General features: G+C 44.7%; 16 protein-coding genes and 1 pseudogene. 2 read left to right on the plus strand and 15 right to left on the minus strand.

Going from position 1 to position 17,711, the window contains the following annotated elements; genetic code table 11:
• Nucleotides 1–14: 14 nt before the first annotated feature.
• From gpAD87_RS13280 to gpAD87_RS13295, 4 genes are all read right to left on the minus strand, one after another.
• Nucleotides 15–461, minus strand: coding sequence for an Lrp/AsnC family transcriptional regulator (locus gpAD87_RS13280; RefSeq protein ID WP_082935283.1), 447 nt, complete (start codon nucleotides 459–461; stop codon nucleotides 15–17).
• A 133-nt stretch (nucleotides 462–594) separates the two neighbouring features.
• Nucleotides 595–1,695, minus strand: a complete 1,101-nt coding sequence (locus tag gpAD87_RS13285) for an NADH:flavin oxidoreductase (protein WP_064638811.1) — start codon at nucleotides 1,693–1,695, stop codon at nucleotides 595–597.
• Nucleotides 1,696–2,018: 323 nt separating this feature from the next.
• Nucleotides 2,019–3,332: a hypothetical protein gene (locus gpAD87_RS13290; protein ID WP_064638812.1), complete on the minus strand. Its 1,314-nt coding sequence runs from the start codon at nucleotides 3,330–3,332 to the stop codon at nucleotides 2,019–2,021.
• Nucleotides 3,333–3,617: 285 nt separating this feature from the next.
• Nucleotides 3,618–4,667 (minus strand): 2,3-butanediol dehydrogenase, encoded by a 1,050-nt coding sequence (locus tag gpAD87_RS13295; protein WP_064638813.1) that lies wholly within the window; start codon nucleotides 4,665–4,667, stop codon nucleotides 3,618–3,620.
• A 416-nt stretch (nucleotides 4,668–5,083) separates the two neighbouring features.
• Between gpAD87_RS13295 and gpAD87_RS13300 the strand changes: the two genes are divergently transcribed.
• A complete protein-coding gene (locus gpAD87_RS13300) occupies nucleotides 5,084–6,127 on the plus strand; it encodes a LacI family DNA-binding transcriptional regulator (RefSeq protein ID WP_064638814.1) in 1,044 nt (347 codons plus the stop codon).
• A 142-nt stretch (nucleotides 6,128–6,269) separates the two neighbouring features.
• On the opposite strand, the gene gpAD87_RS13305 is transcribed toward gpAD87_RS13300, so the two are convergent.
• The 3 genes from gpAD87_RS13305 to gpAD87_RS13315 all read right to left on the minus strand — a co-directional run bounded on the left by gpAD87_RS13305 (nucleotide 6,270) and on the right by gpAD87_RS13315 (nucleotide 8,304).
• Nucleotides 6,270–7,244 carry a D-2-hydroxyacid dehydrogenase family protein gene (locus tag gpAD87_RS13305; RefSeq protein WP_064638815.1) on the minus strand — a complete coding sequence of 325 codons (975 nt, stop codon included), beginning with the start codon at nucleotides 7,242–7,244 and terminating at the stop codon, nucleotides 6,270–6,272.
• Nucleotides 7,245–7,434: 190 nt separating this feature from the next.
• Nucleotides 7,435–7,686, minus strand: coding sequence for a hypothetical protein (locus gpAD87_RS13310; protein ID WP_064638816.1), 252 nt, complete (start codon nucleotides 7,684–7,686; stop codon nucleotides 7,435–7,437).
• A gap of 33 nt (nucleotides 7,687–7,719) precedes the next feature.
• Entirely contained in the window at nucleotides 7,720–8,304 is a 585-nt protein-coding gene (locus gpAD87_RS13315) for a TetR/AcrR family transcriptional regulator (protein WP_064638817.1), read from the minus strand.
• Between the two features lie 245 nt (nucleotides 8,305–8,549).
• Here gpAD87_RS13315 and gpAD87_RS13320 point away from each other — a divergent pair, with 245 nt between their 5' ends.
• A complete protein-coding gene (locus tag gpAD87_RS13320; protein WP_064638818.1) occupies nucleotides 8,550–9,770 on the plus strand; it encodes an MFS transporter in 1,221 nt (406 codons plus the stop codon).
• Nucleotides 9,771–9,776: 6 nt separating this feature from the next.
• On the opposite strand, the gene gpAD87_RS31805 is transcribed toward gpAD87_RS13320, so the two are convergent.
• From gpAD87_RS31805 to gpAD87_RS13355, 8 genes and pseudogenes are all read right to left on the minus strand, one after another.
• Nucleotides 9,777–9,938 carry a hypothetical protein gene (locus gpAD87_RS31805; protein ID WP_157258459.1) on the minus strand — a complete coding sequence of 54 codons (162 nt, stop codon included), beginning with the start codon at nucleotides 9,936–9,938 and terminating at the stop codon, nucleotides 9,777–9,779.
• 27 nt (nucleotides 9,939–9,965) lie between these two features.
• Nucleotides 9,966–10,415 (minus strand): SRPBCC family protein, encoded by a 450-nt coding sequence (locus tag gpAD87_RS13325; RefSeq protein ID WP_331710913.1) that lies wholly within the window; start codon nucleotides 10,413–10,415, stop codon nucleotides 9,966–9,968.
• 269 nt (nucleotides 10,416–10,684) lie between these two features.
• Entirely contained in the window at nucleotides 10,685–11,599 is a 915-nt protein-coding gene (locus gpAD87_RS13330) for a phosphotransferase (RefSeq protein ID WP_064638820.1), read from the minus strand.
• A 107-nt stretch (nucleotides 11,600–11,706) separates the two neighbouring features.
• A pseudogene (locus gpAD87_RS13335) lies at nucleotides 11,707–11,875 on the minus strand (IS1595 family transposase); the annotation flags it as partial.
• Between the two features lie 322 nt (nucleotides 11,876–12,197).
• Nucleotides 12,198–13,289: an HD-GYP domain-containing protein gene (locus tag gpAD87_RS13340; protein WP_063563441.1), complete on the minus strand. Its 1,092-nt coding sequence runs from the start codon at nucleotides 13,287–13,289 to the stop codon at nucleotides 12,198–12,200.
• A gap of 277 nt (nucleotides 13,290–13,566) precedes the next feature.
• Complete coding sequence (locus tag gpAD87_RS13345) at nucleotides 13,567–15,402, minus strand: UbiD family decarboxylase (RefSeq protein ID WP_064638822.1); 1,836 nt, start codon at nucleotides 15,400–15,402, stop codon at nucleotides 13,567–13,569.
• 279 nt (nucleotides 15,403–15,681) lie between these two features.
• Complete coding sequence (locus tag gpAD87_RS13350; RefSeq protein WP_082935120.1) at nucleotides 15,682–17,019, minus strand: sensor histidine kinase; 1,338 nt, start codon at nucleotides 17,017–17,019, stop codon at nucleotides 15,682–15,684.
• Nucleotides 17,016–17,684, minus strand: coding sequence for a response regulator transcription factor (locus gpAD87_RS13355; RefSeq protein WP_064638823.1), 669 nt, complete (start codon nucleotides 17,682–17,684; stop codon nucleotides 17,016–17,018). Before gpAD87_RS13355 ends, gpAD87_RS13350 begins: the two co-directional genes overlap by 4 nt.
• Nucleotides 17,685–17,711 lie beyond the last annotated feature (27 nt).

Genomic DNA, 17,711 nt, shown 5'->3' on the forward strand with positions numbered 1-17,711 from the left:
ACGGTTCTTGTTCGTTAAATATTCAATCCATCCTGGTTTTTGTGTCGCTTCAACAAAATCTGGTTTTCCACCCGAACCAACCCTTCCAGAGAGTAAATCGATTCGTTCATGAAGTGTTCCATTTCCTCGATGCTCTCCACAAGAATGTGGGTGTGCAGGATGCAAGCCCCCGTCATTTCATAAAGCACGGCCACCCGCTCGTTTTCTTTCAGCGCCGCCACAATCTTGTCCAAATGCTTGGGTTCAACCTCCAGCTCAAGATAAGCAGAAATTTTTTTCCCAAGCTTCTCGGCACTGATTACAATTGAAAATTGCTCAATAATCCCTTGATTTACAAGACGCTCAATACGTTCCTTAACCGCTACCCCTGAAAGGCCGACCTCTTTGGCCAGATCAGTGTACGAGATTCTGCTGTTCTGGGCCAAACGCCGCAAAATATGGCTATCAATCGTATCCAGCACCGTCATTCACCCCTCTATATACTATATATTGTAACAGAAAAACAGTGTCACAGAAAAACAGACAACTCCTAATTACTTGCTTACCTGATCATACGAAAAGCCGCCTTTCGGCGGCATCAGGTTTGTTTTCAGTTTAGAGTGTTTTCAATGCTTCTGCTGTAAAAGGAACAATTTCGGACAGGCGCCCTTCGCGAACTTTGTTTGGCCATTCCGGATCACTCAGCAGTACACGCCCCAACGCGATCAAGTCAAATTCATTATTTTCCATTTTCTCGTTCAACTGATCCAGATGAGCGTCACCTGTTCCCTGGTTTTCGTTCGCTCTGTCCACGAATTCCGCTTCGAGACCTACCGATCCAACGGAGATCGCCGGCTTGCCACTTATTTTCTGTGTCCAGCCTGCAAGATTCAGCTCTGAGCCATCAAATTCCTGCAGCCAGAATCGACGGGTAGAGCAGTGGAAAATATCTACACCTGCAGCCGTGAGGGGTGCAAGGAATTGCTCCAGTTGTTCTGGTGTTTCTACCAGCCGTGCGTAGTAGTTCCCCATTTTCCATTGGGAGAAACGAAGTACGATCGGGAAGTCAGGACCTACCGCAGCGCGACATGCTTCAATAACTTCAACAGCAAAACGCGTGCGCTGTGTCAGATCGCCTCCATATTTATCCGTACGACGATTGGTGTGCTCCCAGAAGAATTGATCAATCAGGTAGCCATGAGCCCCGTGAAGCTCAATACCATCAAAACCGATGCGCTGCGCATCTGCTGCTGCTTGGGCAAACGCCTGGATAAGACCCTTGATCTCTTCATCTGACAATGGTTCTCTCTCAGGTTCACCTGCCATGCTTATTCCCGATGGGCCTACCGGCTCAGCTTCTGCATTAGGCAGGTCCCCTGAACGGCGGGCTGTACCCACATGCCACAATTGTGGCATGATTTTGCCACTTGCCTCATGGACTGCTTTGACTACATTCGCCCAACCCTGCAATGATTCTTCGCCATGGAACAGCGGTATGCTCGCGCCACTAATGGATGAAGGGTGGTTAATACCCGTTCCTTCCGTAATAATCAGCCCTACACCTCCGGCTGCTCTGCGACGATAATATTCCACGACCTCTGGTCCGGGTACTCCTTCGGGTGAAAATCCACGAGTCATGGGTGCCATGACGATCCGGTTGGACAGGGTAAGCTTGTCCGAGGTAAATGGTTTAAACAAAGCTGACGGTACATTCATTGTGTATTGCTCCTTTACGATTAGATTGGAAGAAAAGATGTACACTTTCTTGCACATGCTATTGTATAACTACTACATATGTTAATCAGTGAGTTGGTTAAGATATATCACCTTTCTATTTTATAGTTTCTGATTTTTATTTTCAAATTTTCGATTAAAAAGGATTATTAATCTCTTGAACATAAAAATAGAGCAAGCTCGATGTAGCTTCATCTAAGAAGTTCTACGATCTTGGCCTGCTCTGTACAATTAACCTAAACGGCTCTCTCTGTAACCAAAAATGTGGATGAAGCATAGTATATAATCCATAATCTTCCTTACATTTAATTAGAATTAACAGGGATTTCATTGCGATTAACTCTGAGTAATTTGCCTGATGAAGTCGATAGAACGTCGGGGTCTGTGCCCAGCCCAAAGTAGAAATCACCTTCGTGTTCTTCAAAAGACTTGGCGTACGTGTCCTGGTTAAAACGGAGGATTTCATTCCATGTGTTCAGATCTGTCGATTGATACACCCGGTTTATATAGAGATTCGCACTTTTGCGTGTGTAGGTAAGCACATAGACTTTCCCTTCTCGAAGCAGCAGATCCGTAGGAAGAGCTTGAGTATCTGGCAAAATGACGCGCGCTGCCTGATTAATGTCGGTCATCACATTCAAGGATTTGGGTAACAGTTGCCCATCATTGAATACCCCTCCGGCAATATAAAGCAGCTTATTGTTAAAATTAATATTTTTCCCTATTTTATTATACGGAACTGTGCCCGTTTGATAGGATAATCCTGGGAGCATTTTGCTACCATAGATGACGACGTCTTTCTTTTCAAGCTTCTCATTAATCTCTAATACATTAGTCTTATCGCCCCAAATTTTATTGGCAGGATACATCATGCCTGATGCATATAATTTGCCCTTGATTTCAAATAGCGTATATGCCCTGAAGCCAAACGTATTGATGGTGGCGAATTTTTGCCAACTTTCGCCTTGATCATGAGAGATTAATACGGTAGGTTTCTGCTCGGTACCCAGCGCTGCAAACAGTTTGCCCTGATAGGACGCCAAATCGTATACGTGTACACCTAGCGGCAGATTCCGATACTTTGTCCATACATCTCCATCTAACCGGTAGAAGTTTCCCATATCCCACTGTTCACCATCCGAATCATTTCCGGGAATATACAATTTGTCGTTCAGCACTTTATAAATATCAATCTGTTCCTCATCTACAAATAATTTGGTCGAAGGAACGATGCTCGGATTGCTATTGGTGACGGACTGGGTTATAAATTTGGGATTGGCTGTATCGTAATAAATGACTGGAATAGGACCCGCATTAGGTGAAACACCTAAATTACTGCTGTTCCCATGACCCATATATATTTTCCCTCTGTACAGCTGCAAGTCCCAAACATTATTGGCATACGGTGCTTTCTTAAAAGGTTTTCCAAGCAACTCAATCTTGGACGTCACATCAGCGGATGTGATAGGCGCACTGGACACCTTGGCAAGTGCCCGTTCGGCAGTTGGCTGATGATCGGTTGAAACATTGTTTTTGGGTTTCGAATTACCCATAAGCAGCCAGCCCATGCCTGCAACAATCGTCAAAATCACGGCTGCCCATTTTGTATTGCTCTGCATGTCCGCTTCCTCCTTCATTTTTATGAAATAACACCTTTACATCAAAATGATACAAATTGTATCTTTTCATATTATGTAAAACGAAACGTACTTGCAACAAATTCCGCCCGTTCTGTGCAAAAAAAATAGACAATCGCATCCGAAGATGCGTTGTCTATTTGTCATTCATTCATTGTAGTTGCCTACCGCTTGCACATCAGCTCCAGTTGAGCTCCAACTGGGTACTTGTTGCCATTAGCTGACTTCCACTCTATTATTTAGTTTTGTGTGATTTGCTTGGTAAATTTACTCTGCTTTCACCAGAATTTTAACCTGGTTTTTCTCTTTCAGCAGTGCTTCAAATCCATGCTCTACCACTTCATCCAGGCTGATTCGTTTGGTTACCAACTTATCAGCTGGGAAGAAACCTTTAGCCATCAGACTAATTACAGCCGGGAATACGTCACGGTAACCGATAATGCCATTGACCGTACGCTCCTTCATAACAATGGAGTTTGGCAGAATTGGTGCTTCCTGTTCAAAAATGCTGACGATCATCAATTCACCGCCAATACGCGTTGAATCAATCGCTTGTTGCAGCACCCGTGGAACACCGGTTACTTCATAAGCTACATTCACGCCACCTTGGGTGCGTGCATGAATTTCTTCCACTACTTTGTATTGTGTAGGATCAATAACAATAGCGCCAAGTTCTTCCGCTTTGGCTTTACGTTCTTCGGATAATTCCACAACATAAATATCCGATGCACCAGAAGCTTTCAACGCTTCAATAACCAGCAAACCGATTGGACCTGCACCAAAAACAGCCGCAGTGTCGCCAACTTTCAGTTTGCTTTGACGAACAGCATGAAGAGCTACTGCGGAAGGCTCCACCAACGCCCCTTGCTCGTACGAGATGGAATCAGGAATGGCATGAACCATATATTCCTCAGCCGTTACATACTCCGAGAAACCTCCGCCTCCCCCAGCCAGACCCAAGAAACCCATCTGATCGCACAAATTATATTTCCCTTGTTTACAGGCTTCACAATGACCACATGCATAGATCGGTTCCACCACAACGCGGTCACCTGCCTTATAACGTGTCACGCCTTCTCCTACTTCAACGACTTGTCCTGAAAATTCATGCCCCATCACAACAGGTGCTTGTTCCCCTGTTAGCGGATGCGGTGCTTGAGCCGGAATGAAGATCGGGCCAGCAGTGTACTCGTGCAAGTCACTGCCACAGATACCACACCACTCCACTTTTATTTTAACCTTTCCCTGTTCAGGGCGGGGTTCATCAATATTTTCGAGACGCAAATCATTTACTCCATGCCAACGCAATGCTTTCATTTGTTTCATCTCCCAGATCATAAGTTTTGATATAATCGGAAACGTTTCCGTAAGTTAAATATGTCACATTTTAAATAGGCTGTCAAACATAATTTGTCACACATATGTCTATCTTATGAATTTTACGTCGATAATTCTGGTGTAATAACAGCGTTTTCAATGTATTGATAGTTTTTGCTATGTGGCTTTCTGTCCGTTCTCGTGTATATGTTTAATTCAATTGATATAGAATGCGCGATTTATCTCTATTTATCCTTCGGTTCTTTTGGAAAACCAACAGACATCTCTGTCCTTTCAATCGTATTCACGGGATAGTTATTGGCTCAAATGTTATAATCAAGATATAGGATTGTCTTTCCATTCGTACATATTTTCAAAATTCGGAATCGTTTCCGATGAAGTGAGGTTAACTAAACGTGAGTAAAGATCAGAAGATTACGATCAAGGACGTTGCAGAACTTGCAGGTGTAGGTATCGCTACAGTCTCCCGAGCCATTAACAATTCCGATGGCATCAGCAACAGAACACGGGATAAAGTCTTGCAGGCCATTGAGGAGCTTGGATTTGTCCCCAATACCTCTGCCCAGAGTTTGAAAATACGCCAGACACATCAGATCGCACTGGTTGTTCCTGACATACGCAATGCCATCATTCCCGAGATCTCTTGGTCTGTTGAACAAACGGCGAAGCAGCATGGGTATCATGTGGTTCAAATCAATACGGCGGGTAATGCACGAACGGAACTGGAAACCATTCGTACGATCAAAAAACTGCACGTGGACGGGCTTATTTTCATGCCTTTGGCATATCCCAAAACATTGCCTGGTTTAATTGATAAAGCTCCCCTTCCCATTTCCATGATCAATTACGGTAAAAAGTTGGACCCTGGTATGAAAGCTGATGTCGTTTCTCTTTCACAGCCTGAAGGGAAATTGGTGATGGAACATCTGATTAAGATTGGACGGACCCGCATTGCATATGCCGGTGCTCCCAAAGACATTATTGAAGAGCGTTATCGGGCTTATGAGCAAGCACTCGGACATGTAGATATCTCGCTTGTTTACTTCGGAGAAGATTTTTCATTGAATACGGGAGCTAGTGCAGCGGATTATTTCTATGGACTGACTCACATGCCAGATGCCGTATACGCGATTAACGATATGGTCGCCATCGGACTGGTAAATCGGTTTAAAGAACTCGGCGTTCGTGTCCCTGAAGACATCGCTGTTGTGGGCGTCGATAATAACCAATGGACTACCGTTACGTCTCCGCAGATCAGTTCAGTCTCGATTATGGGCGAAGAAGTGGCCCGACTTGCTACGGAATTGCTGTTAAAACGGATTCGAGAGATGAGCACCACGGATTACGAGCATATTCAATTTGAGCCACGGTTAATTGTGCGCGGCTCCAGCGTTGCCATGATCCGCTCATCTTCACAAGGACCACCCGCAGAAGAATGATTGTGAAGTCACCGGATTTAATGGACAATCCAAACCTTCGATAAACACAAAAAAGGTGTTCACCAGGAATGAACTTGTTCCTGAGAAACACCTTTTTTTATCTTCATTCACACCATTTTATCTCAAACCCACCTCCGAGTAACTACTTCTTCGAAAGCAATTGTCTAATCGGTGTTCCTTTCATAAACATCTCAATATCCTCTACGGTATGGTTAAAATAAATGGCATAGTTGCCTTGAGTCACATAACCCAGATGCGGTGTTGCCAAAAGATTGGGCAGTGTACGCAACATATGATTCACAGGAAGAGGTTCCTGTTCATATACGTCTAGACCGGACCCGGCAATCCACTCATTCTGTAAAGCTTCGACCATCGCCTCTTGATCCACAATGCCTGCACGGGACGTATTGATCAAAAAAGCAGTATTTTTCATCCGTTGCAACTCGGCTCGTCCGATCAGATTACGAGTGCGATCACTGAGCACCAGATGAATGGAAACAATATCGCTTTGTTCCAGCAGCTGTTCCTTCGTCTCTGCCCACTGGACTCCCTGTTCCTCCGCTCGTTCCTGTGTCAAATTCTCACTCCAGGCGATCACGTTCATGCCAAAGGCTTGTGCAATCTCTGCCATCCGGCTGCCAATCTTGCCTAAACCGAGTAATCCCAATGTCTTTCCGTACAAATCCATGCCAACTGTACTCTGCCAATTCCGATTGGAACGCAGTGCGTTATTTTCAGTTACCAGCTGTCTGGACAGACCCAGTATCAGCGCCCATGTCAGTTCCGTCGGCGGGTTCGAGCTGCCTTCCGTGCCACAGACGATTACTCCACTTTCTTCCGCGGCCCGGAGATCAATGGAGCCATTGCGCATGCCGCTTGTAATCAGAAGCTTGAGTTTGGGCAATTGTGTAATCACGGATTCAGGAAATGGTGTACGCTCACGCATCAAGACAATAATTTCAAAATCCTGCAGTTCCTGAACGACCTTCTCTTCTGATCCCAAATAGTTATTGAACGTCTGAACCTCAACTCGATCCAGGATAGGAGTCCAATCCGCTGAAGAAAGGGCTACATTCTGATAATCATCCAATATGGCACAACGCAACTTCGTCTGCATGGTTGAATCTCCTCCTCATATATGTGCATCATCAAACATTCTTTGAACATGTTACCCGAATATGTAAATCATAGTATACACCCTAATTTAATCTATACCCTATCTGTATTGTATCAACTCAAGCCCTCATCTGCCCAATGTCCTCAGACACAAAAAGAGCAGGAACAGATTCCCGCTTCTCGCTCTCACTTCAGAACAGCTTGAAAAGCAGCGCCGTCATCAGTATGGCCATCGCCACTTGAAGCAAGGACCGTATTTTCCAAAAAATCGTATCTAATTTCGATTGATCATTCTCAGTCAGCGAACCTACAATAGCAATAAAAGCAAGCATGCCAATCACAATCAAACTGAACTCGATGATCCCCATCCCGCCGTATGTCGTCAGCAGCACACCTATAATGTATAAAACGACAAGGTAGACCCTATGAAAGTGACGCTCCATATGAACACCCTTTCTAAAAATAAAATCGCTCCCTCATTCCTCTAAAAACGATAACGTAACCTTAATACTCTGCTGCACAAACGAGCGATCCGGCTCCGATTTCATCATCACAGTCAATCCAATCATCGATACAATCAGAGACTTGGACAACGCACTTGCGTCGAAGTCATTAGACAATTCCCCGGTTTCCTGCCCGCGTTCAATCGTCTCCTTGAAAATCGCCGCCAGATACATCTGGTGCTCACGTGTAAGGACAGCGAATTTGAGGTCATGCGGAGCCAGTTCAACCATCGTATTGATGCAAAAACAGCCGTGACGTGCATCTGTCACATCCCCTTCTGCTCCAATATGTTCAAATAAAGCACGGAAAGCTTCTTTTACAGAGGAAGTATGTTGAAGCCTGGATCTGACCTGAGCGGCATGCAAAGTTGTATATCTGCGAAGTGCCGTTTCAAACAATTCCTTTTTGTCACCGAAAGCCGCATATAGACTGGGACGCTGAATCCCCATGGCTGTTGTCAAATCCCTTAAGGATGTCGCTTCAAATCCCTTATCCCAAAAAATCTGCATTGCCGCTTCCAATGCCTGATCTGTATCAAATTCCCGTTGTCTAACCATGTATTCACCCTCTTTGTGTATCGATCAGTATATAACTATTTTAATCTAAATCCAATTCCCATGTCAAAACCATCTCTATATTATAAAAAATAAAATTAAACATTCCACTTCAACTCTTGACATCATGTCAAAGCGTGAAGTATGTTTATTCGGAATTATAATGTACTGATCGGTATATTTAGATTCAACAGTATTCTTACTGCTCCTCAACTTACCACATTTGAATACAGAAAGGTGAATCATCCATGCAAAATCCATCTCATCAAGCACATCCCTTTAGCGAAGGACGTCCGGGCATGTCCCGCCTTGTCGCACTGTTATTTGCCCTGTGCAGCGGACTGGCGGTAGCCAACATTTATTATGCCCAGCCTTTGCTCGACTCTATTGCTGACGAGTTCAGTATCGCGCATTCATCCATTGGCATCGTTATTACCGTAACCCAGATTTGTTACGCCCTCGGGTTATTATTACTTGTCCCTCTTGGCGATCTATTGAACCGGCGCAAGCTGATCATTATCCAGATGCTTTTATCCGTAATCGCCCTGATTACTGTCGGTACCTCATCATCCAGCCAGGTTTTATTCTTTGGAATGGCTGCCATCGGGCTGCTTGCCGTGATTACACAAACACTCGTTGCCTTTGCCGCCTCCCTTGCTGCACCTTCAGAACGAGGGCGTATCGTTGGTCTGGTCACAAGCGGGATCGTCATAGGCATATTACTGGCGCGAACCATAGCAGGCACCTTAAACGATTGGATGGGCTGGAGATCGGTCTATCTCTTCTCTGCCAGTCTGACATTACTGGGGATTATCGCCCTATTTCTTGTACTCCCAAAACACGAACCCAAGCGAGAGAAACTAAGCTACACCCAATTAATCGTTTCAGTCCTGCAACTGTACCGTGAGCTGCCTATTCTGCGAACACGCGGCGTTCTCGCCACATTGATCTTCACAGCCTTCAGCATCCTGTGGACTTCCATGGTGTTGCCATTAAGCGCTCCGCCACTTTCCCTGTCACATACGGCTATTGGAGCCTTTGGTCTTGCGGGAGCTGCTGGTGCCCTGGCTGCTGCACGTGCTGGAAAACTGGCTGATCGGGGATTGGGACAAAAGACGACGGGTGTCGCTCTTGTTATATTGCTTCTATCCTGGCTGCCCATTGGCTATGTTCACCACTCATTATGGCTGCTTGTAGCTGGGGTAATTATGCTGGACCTTGCCGTGCAGGCCGTACATGTCACCAACCAGAGCCTGATCTATGAAGTTCGACCTGAGGTGCAGAGCCGTTTGACGGGCGCCTACATGATCTTTTATTCAATAGGAAGTGCTACCGGCTCCATTGCGTCTACTCAAGTATACGCATGGGCAGGTTGGACTGGCGTTTGCTGGCTGGGTGCAGGCGTGAGTGCCGCTGCGCTTCTGTTCTGGACCTTTGACCGGTATATCCATCGGAATTCGGATCAATAAAAGAACTTAATCCAGCTTATTCCATACCACAATAAACAGAGTGGCTAACGGACCAAATAACAGGGAAATCAGAAACCAGTTACGACCACTTCTGTTTTTTCCCTGAGCAAGTCCGGCATTAATAAGGGCAAGTGTGCCCCAACCTACAAAATATTCGTTTTCCATCAACTATCATTTCCTCCTTACAGATCGGCTCTATCTATTCTCTAGTAACGCCTTTAGCTTCAAATTACGGCTCTCCAGGAAAGCCTGCATATACCTCTTGAGTACAATCCGCTCTGCAACCCAGCCCAGAACACCAAGGGGAACTTCAAATCTCAGTGTGTCCCTCATACAAGTGGTCTGCTCGCCAAGCTTGCTGAAGCTGTGTTCATGTCTCATGCTCTTGAAAGCACCTTTCTCCATCTGATCCACAAAGAAATACGGCCGATTATATTCGGCGATCCGGGAAGTCAGCTTCTGCCTTATCCCAAAATGAATTGCTACGAAAGTTACCGTATCGCCTTCACCAATTCTGCCCGTTGTCACACCCGCTACAGCCTGCTCACGGGTATGATTCCAGACCGTTCGGGTATGAATATCAATGTCCCGCGCATAATCAAAGCATTGCTCAATGGGGGCATGTATTGTAATCTCGGTTACCACTTCAATCAAGGACGATCTCTCCTTTTCCACTTCCTTTGCCTAAGGCTATGTTAAATTCTAATGTTGATATTTGACCATAAGAAAACCGCATTCGTTGAAAGGCGGTTTATTGCTATCGTGTCCCGTTAGCGCAAGGACTTACTCTGTTGAATTTCGTGTTCCTCAACATAAAGCGGCATCAGAGAAGGCGGATCGTACCTTATCGCGGCCTTTTAAACGACAAAATGGTGCCGATAGCCTAGCCCCACAGCCGCAACGAAATAATGAGTCTAATCCGACAGTGCCCGCATGATGTTGGATTTCGCCTCTACTGCAATCGCTTCATTCCCGTCATCGACCGCTTGCATTAAGACCAGTATGGGGATGTATACCGCGATCAGCCGTGCCAGCAGCTTCGTTTCCTCGTCCGCTCCTCCGTACGTTTCAAAAAACACGCCGCGAGCGTAAGGTGGTAAAAAGCTATAAGCAACGCTCAAATCGCAAGCCGGATGGCCTACGCTCAGATCGCCCCAATCAATGATGCCGGAAACGATCCCGTTCTCATTTACAAGCATATTTTTGAAATGAAGATCGCCATGTAGCAGTGCATTCACCGCCTCGACACGGTCCTTTTGCAGCCTGCTAATATACGCTTCGATCACACCGGACTCCTCCGGCGACAAGTGTTCAACCACCTTCGATAGAAAGCCCTCCAATTTCACTTTGCGCGATGCTATATCCGTCAAGTTTCGATGATCTTGCTGAACTCCGCACTTCAGCGCCGCCTTCACCGGAAACTCATGCAATCTCCGCAAAAATTTAGCCAACGTCTCTGCCGATAAAGCCCGGCGTTCTTCCGTCAAACCGATTGGGAAATCTCCTGGCACGTAGGCATAGCCAAGAAATGGTGCCGGGTATTCGTCACTTGCTTCGCCATAAAACAACGGTTTCGGATAGGGGATGGTCATATATGCCTCCAGCTTCGGCAGCAGCTTCCCTTCCATACGAATAGAGCCAACTGCAATCGTTCTTCTTGGAAACCGGAACACATACTCGTCACCGATGAGAAAAACCGTATTGTCCCAGCCCCAGCCCAATCGCTTTACTTGCTTCGATGACAGCTGAGGGAATTGTCTGCCGATCAGCGTTCGCGCCTGCTCTTCGTTAACCTCCCACTCTGCATCCCATACATTCGTTCCTCCCATGAATTGTCTGCCTCCTCGTTCCTTACGTTATTTAGATGTTTACATTCCCTGGAAGTTACGCATAACTGCCCGTTAGCTTAACAAGAATAAGCAGAAAGTCGAGTCGGTCACAGTAAACAGGCACAATTTGACCAACATATTTTTCTTATTCGACGCGGTATTCTCATACTTGCTGTCTAAGTAACGAAACCACGCCAAGTAATTCTGCAAATACTTTGTTGCAACACCATTAATGCGATCCATCCATTTCTTCAAGCGGCTGTGGTAGCTGTTGGTTCGGGACTGCAAAAAGTAGATAAGTTCTCGCTTACCATTATCGTCCAACGTTTCAGCAAGCTTTTTCAGTTCCTTTAAATCCATGGGCAAATCATCTCCGAACAGTTATATTGCCCTTATCAAAGAACACTTGTTCGTAATTATCAAATTACAACAACAAAGTTTAACATACCCTTACCTAAAAAGGAAGATTAAGGTCTTTGCAAAAGTATACTCCTGGTCAATATAAAGAACAACGCAGTGCGTCATATAAATGAAAAACGGGTCCCCTGTTATCTTATAGGAGGCCCGTTTTCTGTATGAATTCATTTGTTATTCAAACTTAGATAATTAATTCATTAATGGCAAGAGTGCGTTCTTTAGACAGATCACGATATTGTTCCGATTCCACCTTGATCAGTGGTTTGAAAATATCGGATGTATTGTTCATGACAATAACACCACGCTCGCCGTTACTCAGCAACACTTGTTTACCAATAAAATTAGGAAGCAAATGCTGCATCAAGGCTTGAACTGGCTTCTCATTCAATTTGCCGAATCCCATCGCATAGATATCGCGCAAATTGTTAATCAGGTTCGGATTGCTGCTTCCGTGACTGCCGGATCTCATCCCGATGTATATGTCAGCGACAGATACGATCTGTGTGTATGGATGAATTTCGTCTTTCTTCAGTTGCATCGGATATCCAGTACCATCCTCCAGTTCATGATGCTGAAGAGCTACCAGCGCTGTAGCTTCATCCGTCATGGAACTTTTGATAATATCATGTCCGTAGATCGTGTGACGCTGCAATTCGAGCTGTTCATCTGCGGTTAACGGTTCCACCTTGTTGCGTATCCGATGAGATACCTTACATTTGCCGATATCGTGAAGATAGCCACCACGACTGATCTGATAACTTTCTTTTTGGGAATAACCAAGCCAGTTAGCTAGGTAAAATGACAACAGTCCAACCTGAATGGAATGTGTGTAGTTATTGACATCATCCCGTTCCAGCATCATCAGGAGATGCACGACATCCTTTTGCTCGTCCAATCCCTCCACCATCGGTTGAAGCGCATCGTCCACCATTGTTGCGTTGAACTTGCCCACAGTCAGCGCTTCGAGAAACGCGGATTGATAATTATGTACAGTTTGTATAAATTGAGATTTCATTTCTTCTTCAGGCGGTTCTTCCTTGGTGCTTGTGCTTGCTCCAGATGCAAATTTTGCTGCAGCAGCAAAGAATTCCGCTTCCGTGATCTCTTCCTCGCGTGGTTCAATATCCACATAGTCTACGCGGTGCTGCATCAGCAAGGTAATATCTTCACTTTTGATCACAGTACCCTGACCCAGAACGTGTAATCCCGCTTCGCTGAATGTATCCGCAGTTAGACGGTCTCCATCTTGCAGGTTCATAATATGGATTCTCAAATCGGTATTCCCCCTGAACAATCATTTATAGTCAACAGTACCCGTTAGATCGGGTTCCAAAAATCCCTATACTACTTTATATCGATAAATACGATCTTTTTCTCCATAGTCCAAACGACCTTAATCGTAAAAGGAAATACGAACGTATAAGACTTTATTCTCAGTCCCATTTTCAAAAAAGTCCCGGTTTGAATTTGTATTTAGATATCTGGCATATTGCTTTACACATATATAACCAAAAAGCCCAAAAAAATCTTTGGGCTTTTATTGAATTCAATTAAATTTTGATTGAGCTCAGACTCGCTCCCTGTACGAAAAAGCGTTCAATGCCTTTCTCAACTGATGGGTCCGGAATTAACGGTGGTGCCTGATGTGGCTTCACTCTGGCATCGATAATGATCTGATCACAGCCCCAATGTTTATAGTTGTAACTGCTGTTCACACCGTACATATCATGGGACGGATTACTGCGGGTAAATGTCGCCCACAAGAAGTTGCTGAGATTCGCACTCAGGAAAGAACTATCGTCACATAATACAATCATTGGACAAGAAGACAGGTCTCCTTTTTCCTTCAGCATGTCCGTAAATGCCTTCATTTCTTGTTCTGTATCCGCATAACTGGTGAAAGGCATACCCTGAATGGCTACAACTCCTGGCATCACGAGCTGCGGATTACTATAACCCCGGATATCCTTCAATGTCTCCGGTACTTCACGGCATAATTCCCGTTTCTTGTCCCCATAGGCTGCAAAAACAACCTTACTGCCGCTGTTCAAACCGGTTCCCGAGTAATCCAGCGTATCGATCGTTGTGTTGGTATGGAAATGAATGTCCCGTTGCAGATCCATTCGTTCCAGGATGTACGTCAGGAATTCCACTTCCTGGTGCGTATCCAGCGGTTGCTGATCTTCTGCTGTGATAAACAAATACTTCGCCAGACTGAGCTGGCCTGTACCCAGAATACGACTCGCAATCGTCAGCAGCTCTGTTGGCTGTTTTACCGTCTGGTAGGGTGTATAACGCTCACTTCCAATCGCGAACAGAAGCGGATGCACTCCTGCAGCATCGACTGCATGGACTTCTTTTACGCCCGGAATCTCCTGTTTAATGGCATCACCCGTAATTTCGTGAATCAGATCCCCAAATGCGGTATCCTCTTGCGGAGGACGACCCACCACAGTAAATGGCCAGATCGCATTCGGCTTGGCGTACACTTTATGCACTCTCATTAGTGGGAACGGATGGGTCAGACTGTAATATCCAAGATGATCACCAAAAGGTCCTTCAGGCTTCGTCTCGTCCGGGTAAATATCACCCGTGATGACAAAATCGGCGTCATTGCTGATGCAATATCCATCCTTATAGCTGTAGCGGAAACGACGGCCGGCAAGTAGCCCTGCGAAAGTCATCTCACTGAGACCTTCAGGTAAAGGCATCACTGCAGAAAGTGTATGTGCCGGCGGACCCCCAATGAATATACTCACTTTCAGGGGTTCTCCCTTTTTGACTGCATTGGCCTGATGAATACCAATTCCGCGATGGATCTGATAATGAAGTCCAATTTCCTTATTCAGTTCATAATCATTACCACTTAGCTGTACCCGGTACATGCCCAGATTGGAGTTCATGATGCCTGGCTTGTCCGGGTCCTCCGAATAGACTTGAGGCAGCGTAACGAATGCCCCACCATCCATGGGCCAATGCTTGATCAACGGCAGATCCGAGATTTGAATCTCTTGCGCGGTTACAGGCAAACTGATGGACTTCTGCTTAGGGAGAGCCTGCCAGGCGGCAAGACCGGTGCTGATATGCTGAAAAGGCGTCTTGAGTGCCTTCATTGGATCATCCCGAACAGCCATGACACGTTGTACACCTTCAAGCGTTCCACGGAACATGAATTTGCTTCGTTCCAGTGTACCGAACAGGTTCGAAACAGCCTGGAACTTGGAGCCTTTCACATTTTCGAAAAGCAGAGCTGGGCCTTTCGCCTCATGCACTTTCATATGTATCGCTGCCATCTCCAAATGAGGGTCCACTTCTTCCTTCACTCGAATCAAATGTCCATGCTGCTCCAGATCATTAATGCAATCTTCCATATTGCGATATTTCATTGGATGGCTCCATTCTGTATATAATAAATTGTTATGTTCATATATTCACATAGATGTGCAGGGGTAGGGGATAGAATAAAACGTTGAATCTAATTTACTCTCGTCACCATATAAATGGATTGATACTCACATCTCTTCTATCTTATCAAATCATCTGCCACTAAACAAAACAATATATCAGATCTTTCACGCAGCGCTCACCAAAAAGCAATATTTAGGCAACAGGGGTCCTGTATTCGTAAGGACCACGATTGCTTCAATATTGCTAGTTGAGCTTATTTAAGATGTAGTCGAAGATCTGGGAATCGTAACCGTAAACTGCGTTCCTTCTCCAACCCTGCTCTCCACATCAATAGTACAATCATGCAATTTCAAAATTTTAATCACGATGGAAAGCCCTAATCCATTGCCTCTAAGAGCACTGCTCCGTGCTTTGTCGACCATATAAAATCGATCGAAAATATACGGAAGGGCCTCCTCCGGTATTCCTTGTCCTGAATCTCTAATCGATACCTTCACCAATGACGAGGACATCTCGATTTCAATGTGAATGAACCCATCGGTACCCGTATATTTTATCGCATTGTTGATTAAATTCTGCCAGACCTGCTCAAACAGATCTTTATCGACCTTAATCTCGCAAGGCAATAGATCCAATTCAATCTTGATATTTTTGTGCGCCCACTGGGGCTCTGCTAATACAATCGTTCTTCTTAATTGCTCATCTAATTGGAACGTACTGAGATTAAACGGATGGTGCTCCGAATCCAGCGAGGCTAACCGGAGTAAATTATCACTAAGTCTGGAAAGGCGTAAAGTTTCCTCGTATATGATATCCAGATGTTCTTTCTGCTCTTCCAATGGGATGACACCATCTTGCAGCGCTCTTGTAAATCCTCTAATCGATGTTAGTGGGGACTGCATTTCATGAGAGACGTTACTGACAAAATCATCACGCACCGAGTCTATTTTTTGCAACTCACGGGCCATATGATTAAAGCTCTCCATTAGCTCACCAAATTCATCTGGATTATTATGTTTCAACCTGACAGACAGATCGCCTGAAGCCATTTTCTTAGCTGCAGCAGTTAGCCTTTTGATCGGTTTCACAATGTACCCAGACATGAACATGATTAATAAGCTTCCTATAACTAAGACAGTTAATAGCGATATAAATAATGTGCGTTTCACATTATGAAAAATCGATGAAAAATTAATTTTGATCAGGAGCGCATCTTTTTCTTCATTCATCCTGGGAACACCGACAATCGCTGTTTCATCTTTATTGGATAGAATAAACGCTTCCGTAGTATTTTCATCGAATAATTCATGAACTTTATCATCTGGTAGTGAAGCAAGCACTTCACTTTGTTCATTCACGGAGTTTATGTCCAAGCCGTATCGTGCAAAGATATCCAAGCTTGTTTTCACTTTTTCCGGATCATCAATCAGATTTATCATCGTAGCTATGTCTTCGGCAATCGTAACCATAGAATGATTTGGTGTGTTTTCCTGAGACCGCATATTTAATATAAAGGAGAGAATTAAACTGACGATCACAATACCAAAAAAGGTAACTACGATTCGTAGACGCAGGCTTTTCCTCACGATTTTCATACACTCTCCAAACGATATCCAAGTCCTCTTATCGTCGAAATGATCAGCTCAGGGATCGGTTCCAGCCGTTCTCGTAACCTTTTGATATGCACATCAACGGTACGCTCATCACCTTCATAATCGATTCCCCATATATCTTCTATAAGCTGTGTACGTGTGAATATTTGCCCTGGCAAACTCGCCAAAGCAAACAACAATTCACATTCCTTCTTTTTCAATTCAACCGTTTGAGCTCCTGCATCCACTGTCAAATTGCTCAGATCAATCGTTGCACCGCCTATATGAATAACATTCGATGAAATCTTGTTGTATCTCTTCATTAAAGATTTCACACGCAAAATTAACTCCACAGGATCAAAAGGTTTTACTAAATAATCGTCTGACCCTGCATTGAATCCTCTGACTTTATCCTTGGATTCTCCCTTGGCAGTCACCATCAGAATCGGAATATCCATATAAGATCGAATGTCTTCGGTCAGTTCAATACCATCTACTCGTGGCATCATCACATCTACAATCGCTAAATCAATTTTGGTATGAGAGAGGATGTTCAGTGCTTCTTGGCCATCCGGCGCTTCCACGACGGAAAACTGATTTTTTTCGAGATAAATTCGGATTAATTTGCGGATATGGGAATCATCATCCACCACAAGAATCGTGTTCATGTATCCATTATCCTTTCCGCAATTTTC

It is taken from the genome of Paenibacillus sp. AD87 (assembly GCF_001659845.1).
Taxonomy (GTDB): Bacteria; Bacillota; Bacilli; order Paenibacillales; family Paenibacillaceae; genus Paenibacillus; species Paenibacillus marchantiae.